Origin of the sequence: Myxococcus sp. MISCRS1 (assembly GCF_026626605.1) — a bacterium.
Classification (GTDB): Bacteria; Myxococcota; Myxococcia; order Myxococcales; family Myxococcaceae; genus Myxococcus; species Myxococcus fulvus.
Genome location: NZ_JAPNKB010000001.1, coordinates 9926522 through 9941040, shown reverse-complemented (window position 1 = coordinate 9941040; position 14519 = coordinate 9926522). Strand labels below are relative to the sequence as shown.

General features: G+C 68.8%; 3 protein-coding genes. 2 read left to right on the top strand and 1 reads right to left on the bottom strand.

The genetic code is table 11. The features are described 5' to 3' along the window. The first annotated feature begins 191 nt into the window (after positions 1–191). Positions 192–12218, top strand: a complete 12027-nt coding sequence (locus OWM54_RS39945; RefSeq protein WP_267700720.1) for a non-ribosomal peptide synthetase — start codon at positions 192–194, stop codon at positions 12216–12218. Between the two features lie 31 nt (positions 12219–12249). Next, positions 12250–13554: a hypothetical protein gene (locus tag OWM54_RS39940; RefSeq protein WP_267700719.1), complete on the top strand. Its 1305-nt coding sequence runs from the start codon at positions 12250–12252 to the stop codon at positions 13552–13554. 39 nt (positions 13555–13593) lie between these two features. Here the strand turns inward: OWM54_RS39940 and OWM54_RS39935 are convergent, their stop codons facing one another. Beyond that, positions 13594–14460 carry a DNA alkylation repair protein gene (locus tag OWM54_RS39935; protein ID WP_267700718.1) on the bottom strand — a complete coding sequence of 289 codons (867 nt, stop codon included), beginning with the start codon at positions 14458–14460 and terminating at the stop codon, positions 13594–13596. Positions 14461–14519: the final 59 nt, after the last annotated feature.

Here is a 14519-nt window from a genome sequence, read left to right as displayed (position 1 = left end):
TGAAACACAACTCAGTTTCAGATCCGCCTCACCAGGGCGGGGAGGGCCAGCCAATCTTGCGTCTGTCTGGCCAGGCCTCCTAGATATGTCTCACGCGTGACGCCCTGTCCCATCGGCTGCCGTGTCGCACGCGGCAGCCACCGTCTCTCATCTCCTGGGGGCGACGCGTTGACATGCTCGACGCCCCCTCCTTGTCGACCCTCCCGCAGGATTCCGCTCCGGCCAGCATCGCGGAGGCCTTCGAAGCCCAGGTCGCCCTGCGGCCCCAGTCGCTGGCGCTCACCAGTGACGGCGTGAGCCTGACGTACGCGGAGCTGGAGCGGCGGGCCAATCAGCTCGCGTGGCGGCTGCGCGCCGAGGGCGTCGGACGCGAGAACCCCCGGGTGGGCGTCTGCCTGCCGCGCTCGGCGGAGCTGCTCGTCTCGCTCCTGGCCATCCTCAAGGCCGGTGGCGCCTACGTACCGCTCGACCCGGACTACCCCTCCGAGCGCCTGGCGCTCATGGCCCAGGACGCGGACGTTCGGGTCATCATCACGCGCACGTCGCTGCTGCCGCGCCTGCCCTCGGAGGGCGTGCGCCTGTGTCTGGATGTCCTCGGCGACGCGCTGGCCGTGCTCCCCCACCATCCTCCCGCGCGGGACGTGTGCCCGGATGACCTGGCGTATGTCGTCTTCACCTCGGGCTCCACGGGCAGGCCCAAGGGCGTCTGCGTGCCGCATCGCGGAGTGCTGCGGTTGGTGCTGGGGGCCAACTATGTCGACGTGACGCCCCAGGACGTGCTGCTGCAGCTGGCGCCCGTCGCCTTCGATGCGTCGACGTTCGAAATCTGGGGGTCGCTGCTCAACGGGGCGCGGCTGGCGGTGTTCACCCAGGGCGCCGCGGGACTGGATGAGCTGGGGCCGTTCCTCGAAGCGCAGGGTGTGACGATTGTCTGGATGACCACGGGCTTGTTCCACCAGCTGGTGGAGCTGGGGTTGCCCGGCACGGCGAAGGTGCGCGAGCTGCTCACGGGAGGCGAGGTCCTCTCCGTGCCCCATGCGCGCAAGGCCCTGGCGCAGCTTCCCCACGTGCGCCTGGTCAACTTCTACGGGCCCACGGAGAACACGACCTTCACCAGCTTCCACCCCATGCGAGGCGCGCTGGCGGAGGAGGACTCCACGGCCGTGGCCATCGGCCGGTCCATCTCGGGGACCCGGATGTACGTGCTGGACGAGTCGCTCCGCGCCGTCCCAGACGGAGACGTGGGAGAGCTGTACACGGGAGGATGCGGGCTCGCGTGGGGCTACTGGCAGCGCGCGGACCTGACGGGTGAGCGCTTCCTGCCGGACCCATGGAGCCACACGCCTGGAGGTCGCATGTACCGCACGGGAGACCTCGCCCGTGTGCGTCCGGATGGCGCGGTGGAGTTCATCGGGCGACGCGACCACCAGGTGAAGCTGCGAGGCTTCCGCATCGAGCTGGGCGAGGTGGAGAGCGCGCTGCGCCAGCACACGGGGGTGACGGAGGCGCTCGCGTTCGTTCGCGAGGACTCGCCCGGTGACAGGCGGCTGGTCGCGTATGTCGTCGCGAGGGCTTCGTCGTCGGAGCTGCGGGAGCACGTCCAGCGCCAGCTCCCCGGGCACATGGTCCCATCCGCCATCGTGGTGATGGAGGCGCTGCCGCTCACCCCCAATGGCAAGGTGGACCGCGCGCGGCTGCCCGCGCCCCAGGCGGCCTCGGAGCTCGTCGCGCCGGAGACAGGGCTCGAGCAGACCGTCGCGCGCATCTGGGCGGAGGTGCTGGGGATGGACGCGGTGAGCGCCACCGCGAACTTCTTCGACCTGGGAGGCCACTCACTGCTCGCGACCCAGGCGGTCACCCGCATGCGCGAGGCGACGCGGCGGCACATCCCCCTGCGTGCCCTCTTCGACCAGCCCGTCCTGCGCGAGCTGTGCGCGGGCCTCGAGGAGGCTCCGTCGGACAACGAGGATGAAGGCCTCATCCCACGTGCCGTGGGTGCCGAGCGTCGAGTCCCTTCGTTCGCCCAGCAGCGACTGTGGTTCCTCGACCGATGGATGCCGGGCAGCGCGGTCTACTCGCTCCCGATGGCGTTCCAGGTGGACGGGCCACTCGAGGCCTCCCTGCTGGAGCAGAGCCTGCGGGTCCTGGTGGCCCGGCACGAATCCCTGCGCACGTGCTTCCCCGGCGAAGGAGCGCCCGAGCAAGTGGTCCTGGAGTCATGGTCCATCACATTGGAGCGGCGGTCCGCTGCGTCCCTGGAGGAGGCGCGAGGACGGGTGCAGGCGGAGGCGGAACGACCCTTCGACCTGGCCCGAGGTCCGCTCTTTCGAGCGATGCTCGTGACGTGGGCCGAGCAGCGACACCTGTTGTTGCTCAACCTGCACCACATCATCTCCGACGGTTGGTCCTTCGGAGTGCTCTTCCGGGAGCTGTCCACCGAGTACGCCGCGCGAGTCGGGGGCACGCCCCCGGTGCTGCCTCCGCTCTCCATCCAGTACGCTGACTACTCATCGTGGCAGCGGGTGCGGCTCGCGGGTGAGGCCCTCGCGACGCGGCAGACGTTCTGGAAGCGACTGCTGGACGGTGTGCCTCACGTCCTCGCGCTGCCCACCGATTTCCCTCGCCCGCCACATCAACGCATCGAGGGCGCGCTCCACCGCTTCTCGCTTCCGCTGCCGCTGGTCGAGGCCCTCGAAGGACTCGCGCAGGATGAAGGCGCCACGCTCTTCATGGCCTTGCTGGCTACCTTCCAGGTTCTCCTCTCCCGTTACTCCGGCCAGCTCGAGTTCCTCGTCGGCTCGCCCATCGCCAATCGCACGCGGCCCCAGCTCGAATCCCTCATCGGCTTCTTCGTCAACACGCTCCCCCTCCCCGCTCGCCTCTCCGGCAACCCTTCCTTCCTCGACGTCCTCCATCGCACCCGTGACGCGTGCCTCGGCGCCTACGCACATCAGGAGCATCCCTTCGAGCGGCTCGTCGACGAGCTCCAAGTCGAACGGGAGCCGGGACGCAGCCCGCTGGTCCAGGTGCTGTTCGCGCTCCAGAACGCACCGGGGGGACAGCTTCGCCTTCCAGGTGTCCAGGTCGCGCCGCTGGAGGTGGACACCGGCACGGCGCGCTTCGAGCTCTTCCTCTCGGTGGAGCCCACGTCCAACGGATGGCGAGGCACCCTCGAGTACTCCACCGCGTTGTTCTCCGAGCCCACCGTCGCGCGGATGGCGGAGCACTTCGTCCGGCTCGCCGAGACCTTCGTCCGTGCGCCGGAACGTGCCTGCGCCCGGGCTTCGTTGCTCTCCGAGGATGAGCAGCAACGGTGGTTGGTCGAGTGGAACGACACGACGCGCGCGTACCCGTCGCAGACACCGCTCGGAGCGCTCTTCGACGCGCAGGTGGCGCGCAACCCCGACGCCGTGGCCGTGCGGCACGGAGTGTCCGAGCTGACATATGCCCAGCTCGATGCCCGCGCCAATGCGCTCGCCCGGGTGCTGCGCGCGCGAGGCGTCGACCGTCGGAGTCCGCAGGTCGGCGTGTGCCTGCCCCGGTCCGCGGACCTCATCGTCGCGTTCCTGGCGACCATCAAGGCGGGCGGGGCCTACGTCCCGCTCGACCCGGAGCACCCCACCGAACGGCTGGCCTTCATGGCCCACGACGCACGCCTCACGGCCCTCGTCTCCCATGGCGCGTTGAGTGAGCGGCTGCCCGAGGGTCCGTGGCGCACGGTGAAGCTCGACACGTTGGAGTGCACCGAGGCCACGCCGCTGCCGACCGACAGCACCGCGGAGGACCTGGCCCACATCATCTACACCTCGGGCTCCACGGGGCGCCCCAAGGGCGTCTGCATTCCACATCGAGGCGTCGTGCGCATGGCGCTGGACCCGGACCAGGTCCGCCTGGGGCCCGACGACCGGGTGGCCCAGGTCACCACCGTGACGTTCGACCTCTCCACGTTGGAGATCTGGGGCGCGCTGCTCAACGGGGCCACGCTGGTCATCATCGACAAGGACGAGCTCATCCAGCCCTCGGTCTTCGCTCGCCGGCTAAGGGAGGAGCGCATCTCCGCGCTCGTCGTGGCCACCGCCATCTTCCACCACACTGCGCGCGTGCACCCGGATGCGTTCTCCGGCCTGCGCTGGATCATCTTCGGTGGCGAGGCCGCGGATGCCACGTGTCTCCAGAGCGTGCTGACGCATGGCGCCCCTGGTGCGCTCGTGAACGGGTATGGCCCCACCGAGAACAGCACCTACAGCACGTGGTATCGGGCGCGGCCATCCTCGGAGCTCTCGGTGCCCATCGGGCGACCTGTGTCCAACAGCACGGCCTATGTCCTGGACGCCCACGGGCAACCCGTCCCCGTCGGTGTCACCGGTGAGCTGCATGTCGGTGGTGACGGCCTCGCGTGGGGTTACTGGAACAGGCCCGACCTCACCGCGGAGCGCTTCGTTCCCCATCCGTTCTCCTCGGTGCCGGGGGATCGGCTCTATCGCACGGGAGACCTCGTCCGACTCCGCCAGGATGGAGAGCTGGAGTTCATCGGCCGCGCCGACAACCAGGTGAAGCTGCGCGGCTTCCGCATCGAGCTGGGCGAGATTGAAGCCGCGCTGCGTGCGCATCCCGAGGTCCGTGACGCCGCCGTCCTCGTCCGGGAGGACACTCCGGGGGACAGACGCCTCGTGGCCTATGCCGTGACGCAGGTGGAGGGGACCCGGCTTCGCGAGGAGCTGGGACGCCGACTCCCCAGCTACATGGTCCCCTCGACGGTCGTCGTCCTCGACTCGCTTCCGCTGACGCCCAACGGGAAGGTGGACCGACGCGCGCTTCCGCCTCCGATCCTCGGCCTGCTCGACGCCGAGGACTTCGTCGCGCCTCGCACGGAGCTGGAGTCGCGACTCGTCGACATCTGGAGCACGGTGCTGTCCTTGGAGCGCGTCAGTGTCACCGCGAGCTTCTTCGACCTCGGTGGGCATTCACTGCTCGCGACCCAGGTCGTCTCGCGCATCCAGGACACGCTCGGTGTCCACGTCCCCGTCCGAGCCCTCTTCGAGTCACCCACCATCGAGTCCCTGGCGCGCGTGCTGGAGCAACTCCTCGGCGAACCCCAGCCCACCGGGTCCACGCTCATTCCCACGGTGAGCCGGGACTCGGCGCTGCCCCTGTCGTTCGCGCAAGAGCGACTCTGGTTCTTCAGCCAGCTCCATGACCAGAAGGGCGTCTACAACATGCCCTTCGGGCTGAGACTCGAAGGTGAGCTCGATGTCCCTGCGCTACGTGAGCGTCTTCGAGCCGTCGTCCTTCGTCACGAGTCTCTGCGCACGCGCTTTCCTGGGGGCGGCACTCCCACGCAGGTCATCTCCGACGACATGGAGCTCGACTGGCGGGTCGTCGACCTGACCTCGTCTCCTGACGACCTCCAGGAGTGCCTCCAACGCGAGGCCGCGGCGCCGTTCGACCTCGAGAAGGGTCCGCTCTTCCGCGCTCGCCTCTTCCGCCTGGCTCCCCAGCGCCACGTCCTCCTCCTCAACCTCCACCACATCATCTCCGACGGCTGGTCCTTCGGCGTCCTCTACCGCGAGCTCTCCTCCCCCTCGCTGCCTCCCCTCTCCCTCCAGTACGCCGACTTCTCCTCCTGGCAGCGCTCCCACCTCTCCGGCGACCTCCTCTCCTCCCAGCTCTCCTTCTGGACTCGCCTCCTCGACGGCGTCCCCCACCTCCTCTCGCTGCCCACCGACTTCCCTCGCCCCTCCCTCCAGCGCTTCGACGGCGCCCTCCACCGCTTCTCCCTCCCCCTCTCCCTCCGCTCCTCTCTCGACTCCCTCGCTCGTCACCACGGCGCCTCCCTCTTCATGGCGCTCCTCTCCTCCTTCCAGCTCCTCCTCTCCCGCTACTCCGGCCAGCTCGACTTCCTCGTCGGCTCTCCCATCGCCAATCGCACTCGCCCCCAGCTCGAATCCCTCATCGGCTTCTTCGTCAACACGCTCCCCCTCCCCGCTCGCCTCTCCGGCAACCCTTCCTTCCTCGACGTCCTCCTCCGCACCCGCGACGTCTGCCTCTCCGCCTACTCCCACCAGGAGCTTCCCTTCGAGAAGCTCGTCGATGAGCTCCGCGTCGAGCGCTCCCTCTCTCATGGCCCTCTCCTCCAGGTCATGTTCGCTCTCCAGAACGCGCCCGGTGTCCCGCCCACCTTGCCGGGCGTCACGGTCGAGCATCTCGAGTTGCATCCCGGGACGTCGAAGTTCGACCTCACGCTCTTCATCGAGGAGACGCCGCACGGACTGAACGGCGTCTTCGAGTACGCCACGGCCCTGTTCTCGCCGGACACCGTGGCGCGGATGGCCGAGCATCTCCGGAACCTGATGGAGCAGGTCGCGCGAAACCCTCACGCGCCCATCCACTCTCTCGACGTGCTCTCCGCGAAGGAGCGCACTCGGTGGCTCGTCGAGTGGAATGACACGGCCCGCGCCTTCCCGGCCGGTGCGTCCATCATCGACCTGTTCGCGGAGCAGGTGTCCCTGCGTCCCCACGCCATCGCCGTGCGGCACGGGTCGACGAGCCTCACCTATGGAGAACTCGACGCTCGCGCCAATCGTCTCGCGCGACGCCTGCGTGGCCAGGGGGTGAGCCGTGCGCGTCCTCAGGTCGGCGTCTGCCTGCCTCGCACGCCCGAACTGGTCGTCACGCTGCTCGCCATCCTCAAGGCCGGTGGCGCCTACGTGCCGCTCGACCCGGACTATCCCTTTGAGCGACTCGACTTCATGGTCCGTGACGCTCGGGTCGTCGCCATCGTGAGCCTCGACGCGCTCCGCTCGACGTTCTCCTCGGACATCCCGGTGCTGAGTCTCGAGTCACCTGCCGAGGAACCGACGAGGTCCGATGCGAGCGCGCTTCCTCGTGAGAGCACGTCGGAGGACCTGGCGCACATCATCTACACCTCGGGCTCCACGGGCCTTCCCAAGGGTGTCTGCATTCCCCATCGCGGCGTGGTGCGCATGGTTCGCGAGGCCGACCACATCCGGCTCGGCCCTGACGACCGCGTTGGACAGGCCGCGACCATCGCCTTCGATGCCTCCACCTTCGAGCTGTGGGCTCCGCTGCTCAATGGCTCAACGCTCGTCATCCTGGACAAGGACGAGGTCCTCGACCCGGTGCTGCTCAACCGCCGCATCCAGGACGAGCGAATCACCACCCTCTTCCTCACCACCGCGCTGTTCAACCTCGTCGCGCGCTCCCAGCCGGAAGTCTTCAAGGGTCTGCGATGGCTGGGGTTCGGCGGAGAGGCCGCGGACCCGTCCTGTGTGAACGACGTGCTCACCCATGGCGCCCCCGTGCAGCTCGCGAACTTCTACGGCCCGACGGAGAACAGCACCTACAGCACCTGGTATCCGGTGCGTCAGCGACAGGAGCACTCGGTGCCCATCGGTCGCCCCGTGTCCAACAGCACGGCCTACGTCCTGGATGCCCACGGGCAACCCGTTCCCCTGGGCGTCACCGGCGAGCTGCATGTCGGTGGCGAGGGGCTCGCGTGGGGCTATTGGAACAGACCCGACCTCACCGCCGAGCGCTTCGTTCCGCATCCGGACTCCTCGGTTCCAGGGGCTCGGCTCTATCGAACCGGGGACCTCGTCCGACTCCGCCAGGACGGTGAGCTGGAGTTCGTCGGCCGCGCCGACAACCAGGTGAAGCTGCGCGGCTTCCGCATCGAGCTGGGTGAGATTGAAGCCGCGCTGCGTGCACATCCCGAGGTCCGCGACGCCATCGCCCTCGTCCGCGAGGACTCTCCTGGAGACAGACGCCTCGTGGCCTACGCCGCGACCTCCACGACCGCGACAGCACTTCGTGAGCACCTGCGGAGCCAGCTCCCGGCTCACATGGTGCCGTCGGCCTTCGTTGTGCTCGATGCGCTGCCCCTGACACCGAACGGCAAGGTCGACCGACGCGCACTCCCGGCCCCGGAGGGAGGCACCGTCGAGGACTTCGTGGCGCCTCGCACCGGGCTGGAGGTGGCGTTGGCGGCCATCTGGTCCTCGGTCCTCCAGCTCGAGCAGCTCAGTGTCACGGCGAACTTCTTCGAGCTGGGCGGGCACTCCCTGCTCGCCACACAGGTCGTCTCCCGTGCGCGGGAATCGCTCGGTGTCACCGTTCCCGTGAAGCTGCTCTTCGAGGCGCCGACGCTCGAACGCTTCGCGCGTGCCGTGGAGAAGCTCCTCGGAACCTCGCCCTCGGTACAAGACTCCGGGCTCATTCCCCGGAGGACTCGGGACACGGCGCCTCCGCTCTCCTTCGCGCAGGAGCGACTCTGGTTTCTCAGCCAGCTCCACGAGCAACAGGGCGTCTACAACATGCCCTTCGCGCTCCGACTGGACGGCGAGCTCGATGCCGAGGCGCTCCGCGCGCGCCTCCAGCGCCTCGTGGACCGACACGAGTCTCTTCGCACGACCTTCCCAGGCCACGGTGCTCCCCTCCAGCACATCCAGGAATCAGCACAGCTGTCCTGGGAGCGATTCGACCTCTCCGCCCTGGAATCGCCCGATGAGGAGGCCACGCGACGCGTGCGACTCGAAGCCGCGGCGCCGTTCGACCTCGAGAAGGGTCCGCTCTTCCGCGCTCGCCTCTTCCGCCTGGCTCCCCAGCGCCACGTCCTCCTCCTCAACCTCCACCACATCATCTCCGACGGCTGGTCCTTCGGCGTCCTCTACCGCGAGCTCTCCTCCCCCTCGCTGCCTCCCCTTTCCCTCCAGTACGCCGACTTCTCCTCCTGGCAGCGCTCTCTCCTCTCCGGCGACCTCCTCTCCTCCCAGCTCTCCTTCTGGACTCGTCTCCTCGACGGCGTCCCCCACCTCCTCTCGCTGCCCACCGACTTCCCTCGCCCCTCCCTCCAGCGCTTCGACGGCGCCCTCCACCGCTTCTCCCTCCCCCTCTCCCTCCGCTCCTCTCTCGACTCCCTCGCTCGTCACCACGGCGCCTCCCTCTTCATGGCGCTCCTCTCCTCCTTCCAGCTCCTCCTCTCCCGCTACTCCGGCCAGCTCGACTTCCTCGTCGGCTCTCCCATCGCCAATCGCACTCGCCCCCAGCTCGAATCCCTCATCGGCTTCTTCGTCAACACGCTCCCCCTCCCCGCTCGCCTCTCCGGCAACCCTTCCTTCCTCGACGTCCTCCTCCGCACCCGCGACGTCTGCCTCTCCGCCTACTCCCACCAGGAGCTTCCCTTCGAGAAGCTCGTCGATGAGCTCCGCGTCGAGCGCTCCCTCTCTCATGGCCCTCTCCTCCAGGTCATGTTCGCTCTCCAGAACGCGCCCACCGGTCAGCTTCAACTCCCGGGCCTCACGGTGGACGCGGTGGAGCTGCATCCCGGGACGTCGAAGTTCGACCTCACGCTCTCCCTGGAGGAGTCCGCGGATGGGCTCGTGGGCGTCTTCGAGTACGCCACGGCCCTGTTCTCACCCGCGACCATCGAGCGCATGGCGCGGCATCTCCGCGCGCTGATGGAGCATGTGGTCCGGCATCCCCATGCCTCCATCCACGCGTTCGACCTGCTCTCCGCACAAGAGAGACAGCAATGGCTCGTCGAGTGGAACGACACCGCTCGCGACTACCCGGCTGAGAGTTCCATCGTCGACCTGTTCGAGGCCCAGGCCACCCGACGGCCCGAGGCCATCGCCCTCCAGCATGGCACCACGGTGCTCACGTACGCGGCCCTGGAACGACAGGCCAACCAGCTCGCGCACCTGCTTCGTGCCCAGGGCGTGAGCCGTGCACTGCCTCGGGTCGGCGTGTGCCTGCCCCGCTCGCCTCGGCTGGTGGTCACGCTGCTCGCCATCCTCAAGGCCGGTGGTGCCTACGTGCCGCTCGACCCGGACTATCCCTCCGAACGGCTGGAGTTGATGGCCCGGGACGCGCAGGTCCAGTGCATCGTCACGCAGACCTCACTCGTGTCCCGCGTGCCGAAGGGCATCGCCGCACCGCTGTGCATCGACGCCCTCTCCCTCACCGACGAGGAAGCGACGGACCGCCCCACACGCGACACCGGACCGGACGACCTGGCCTACGTCACGTACACCTCGGGCTCCACGGGCCGGCCCAAAGGGGTCTGCATCCCCCACCGCGCCGTCCTCCGGCTCGTCCTGGGCTCCGACTACGTCCAGCTCGGACCGGACGACCGCGTCGGCCAGGCCGCCACCATCGCCTTCGACGCCTCCACCTTCGAGCTCTGGGGCGCGCTGCTCAATGGCGCGACGCTCGTCATCCTGGACAAGGACGACGTCATCGACCCGACCATGCTCTCCCGCCGGCTGCGCGAGGAGCGCATCACCGCGCTGTTCCTCACCACCGCGCTCTTCAACCTCGTCGCACGCACGGAGCCCTCGGCCTTCTGCGACCTGCGCTTCCTCCTCTTCGGTGGGGAGAACGCCGACCTCGCCTGCGTCAACCGGGTCCTCTCCGCCGGCGCGCCTCAAAGGCTCCTCCACGTCTACGGTCCCACGGAGAACACCACGTTCAGCTCCTGGCACCCCGTGAGCACGCCGCAGGAACACTCCGTTCCCATCGGGCGGCCCATCGCCAACAGCACCGCCTACGTCCTCGATGCCCACCTGAGGCCCGTGCCCACGGGCGTCACGGGCGAGCTGTATGTCGGCGGCGACGGGCTCGCGTGGGGCTATTGGGACAGAGCCGACCTCACCGCCGAGCGCTTCGTCCCGCATCCGTTCTCGACGACGCCCGGCGCGCGGCTGTACCGCACCGGAGACCTCGTCCGGCTTCGCCATGACGGCGCGCTGGACTTCATCGGCCGGACCGACAACCAGGTGAAGCTGCGCGGCTTCCGCATCGAGCTGGGCGAAGTCGAGGCCGCGCTGCGCGCCCATCCCGAAGTCCGTGACGCCATCGCCCTCGTCCGCGAGGACATCCCCGGCGACCGGCGCCTCGTCGGCTACGTCGCGAGTGAGCCGGAGCTGGCGCCTCGCGCGCTCCGCGACTTCCTCCAGGGCTGCTTGCCACCGCACATGGTCCCCTCGGACTTCGTGGTGCTGCCCGCGCTGCCACTCACCGCCAATGGCAAGGTCGACCATCGCGCCCTGCCTCGTCCCACCGCGTCCGCCGACGACTCGACGCGCGTGGCGCCGCGCACGCCCCTCGAGGAAGCGCTCACAGCGCTGTGGGCGCAGGTGCTGGGCCGCGGGGTCCGCGACGTGACGGCGAGCTTCTTCGACCTGGGTGGGCACTCATTGCTCGCCGCGCAGCTCGTCGCGAAGCTGTCCGAGCGCTTCGGCTTCAAGGTCCCGCTGCAGGTCCTCTTCCAGAGCCCCACGGTGGCGGCGCTCGCCGCGTGGCTCGAGGAGCAACGCGCGCCCGTGGCCTCCACCACGAAGGCGCCGTCACTGCCCGACGGCGTCGTCCTCCTCCAACGAGGACGTGACGACCGCCTGCCGCCGCTGCTGTGCATGCACCCGATTGGCGGCACGGTGTTCTGCTATCAGGAGCTGGTCCGGGCACTCGGTCCCGAGCGCTCCGTCTACGGCTTCCAGGCGCCCGGCGTGAACGGAGAATGCGAGCCCCTCCAGACCGTCGAGCAGCTCGCCTCCGTCCACCTGAACGCGCTGCTCCAGCTGCGCCCCGAGCCGCCCTACTACCTGGTGGGCCTCTCCATGGGCGGCACCATCGTCTACGAGATGGCGCAGCGGCTGCGGCGGCTCGGCGTCCCTCCCGAGCTGCTCGTCTTCCTCGACACGCCGGGCCCGGGGCAGCTCCCCACGCGCTTCGAGGATGACGCGGAGCTGCTCGCGGCCATCTTCGGGGACTCGTCACCCGCGCTCATCACCTTGCTGCGCGGACTGGAGCCGCGGGCACAGATGCTCGAGGTGCTGCGTCGCGCGCGGGATGGCGCCACGGTGCCGGAGTCGTTCTCCCTGGTGGACCTGCAGATCTTCCTCTCCGTCTGGAAGGCGCACATGCGCGCGCTGTTCAGCTACGAGCCCGGCCCCACCGAGGGCCGCGCCATCTATCTGCGCGCCCAGGAGTACACCCCGCCCCATCCGCTCCATCCCGAGCGCCCATGGCAGGAGCTGGTGCGCGGCGGGCTGGAGCTCATCGGCGTCCCAGGAAACCACCAGACGATGATCGAGCCGCCGCACGTCACGACGATGGCGCGACACCTGAATGACTTCATGCGCCGACTCGAGCAGCGCGAGGATTCCAGGCAAACAGGGAGCGGATGCCCGAGGCATTGACGTCCTCCAGGCCCCAGGCGAGAACCCATCCATGGCTGATCCTGATTGGAAGCGACTCCAGGAGCTCAATGGCGGTGACGCCATCTGGTACTCGGACCCGCAGCTCGATGTGAAGGATGAGATCTGGCTCTACTCGGAGGGCGGTGAGCTGCGCGTCTCGAGCGCCGGGAGGCTCTACAAGCGGGACCCGAAGGCGGAGAAGTTCTCCGCGCCCGTGACGGCGCGGCACGTGTTGTATCGGGGGGGCTGGCTCCTCTACGTCGATATCTCGGTGCGCGGGGACAAGGCCCAGGTTCGCCGTGGCACGTTGAACGGGCACCACCACGTCGCGCTCGTCGACGCCTCCGAGGTCGAGGACCTGCTGGCTCGCTACCGCAAGCTGGGCTTCCGTGACGGCAACGCCTGGAACCCGAACTCGAAGAAGGTGCTCGAGCGCCAGTACCTCAAGGGTGGGAAGCAGTACTGGTCCATCCAGGTCGATGGGAACCACACGCTCGAGGATCGCCAGGAGAAGGCGCACGAGAGCTGGGAGGCGGCCGTCGCCTACGCGGAGAAGCGCGTCCGCGCGAAGGAGAAGGAGGGCTTCGTGCAGTACAACCAGGAGCTCTGGAAAGCGAAGCACCCCAATCCGGAGCCCAAGCCCGTGAAGGGCGCGCCCAGGAAGCCCTCGCGGCCCAAGGGCACGAAGTTCCCGAAGCCCCAGGACGCCTTCGAGGCCGTGGACCTCGCCGTGGCGATGCTCAAGGACCTCCATGAGCGAATCCCCTCGGGGCACTTCATCGCGGAGCTGGTCGACGCGAAGAAGGACAAGCAGCGCATCGCGTCCGCCGAGGAACATGTGTCGTTCTTCGTGCGCTTCCACAAGCCGCGCATCGGGCAGTGGTTGAAGGCCAGGCCGCTCAAGCCCAGGAAGAAGGAGTCGAGCTGGGATTACTTCCTGCGCGTCTACGGCTCCATCACGTGGATCATCTCCGCGAACGCCGATGAGGACCTGCCGTGCTTCCACGCCGGCAACGTCACCGGTGGTGGCTGGAGCTGCATGGAGATCGCCGACGACGTCTACGACATCAACGATCTGGTGGAGGCCTCGGGCAATGAGGCGCTGGAGGACCTCCAGCCCTTCCATGGCGGCTGGCATGTCGACCGGTCCTTCGCCTTCGACAACCGCTCCGTGAACGCCGCCGGGGAGCGGGCCATCGTCGCGTTCGACGAGAGCATCACCGACCTGCCGAAGAAGACGCCCGTCGGCCGCATCCAGCCGTTCGGGTCGTGGCTGCACAAGCGCGTCTCCCTGCTGACGAGCATCGCGGAGAGCAACCTGAGCGAGCTGCTGTAGGGCCAGTCCGGTTCGGCGGAGCCTCGCTCCGCCCACCGCTCAGCCCGCGCGTTTCCGGGCCGCCACCTTCTTCGGCGCGCGCTTCTGGCTCGCCGGAGCTGGCGTCTTCGACGCGCTCTTCCTGCTCGCGGGTGCCGCCTTCTTCGTCGAGGGCTTCTCACGCGCCGGGGCGGGCTTCTTCTTCCCGGCCGCGGCCTCCATCTTCTTGCGCGCCTCGGTCTTCTCGCCCTTGCGCAGCGCGAGGACCGCGGCGATCCACTCCGGCGCGTAGCTGGACGTGCAGCCCTTCGGGATGGGCCTCGTGTCCCAGCGCCCCAACCGCTCACCGATGGCGATGACCTCGGCGCGGTGCTCCGGCAGATGGAGGCCGATCCACACGAGGCAATGGTTGAGGCCCTCCTTCACGCGGTACGGCGCACCCGGAAGCTCCCTCTCGATGCGAGCGAGCGTCGCCCCGACATCGAGGTCCTTCGCCAGTCCCGCCGGAATCCGTCCGGCGAGGAGCTTCCAGCCGGCGCGGCGCGGCAGTTCCTGATCGCCGTCTCGCCAGCGCTTCTCCAGGGCCTCGGCGACCGGCGCCTTCACGAGCACCCGGCCCACCAGCTCGTCCACCAGGAGCGGCAGGGTGAGCGGCTCGACCAGCTCGCGGGCCGCCTTCTCCGTGAGGGCCTCCGGGTCCAGCAGCATGCAGGCGAGGAGGCGGGCCTCGTGGTTCCCCGTGGCCCAGAGCTCCAGGCCCAGCGCGTGGTCCTGCCCCACCTGGCCGGCGAGCGCGCGAACCTTCCCCATCAAGACGCCGAACACGTTCTCGCCGGCGCCGTCGCGCACATAGCGCTCTCGCACCCTCGGGTCGCCGGCCGCCTCGAGCGCCTTCATCACCTGGGACCGCGTCATCTGGGTCGGCACCTGTGTCTCTCCTTCGTGGGAACCCCTGCTCACCACGAACTCCACCACAACGCCGCGGC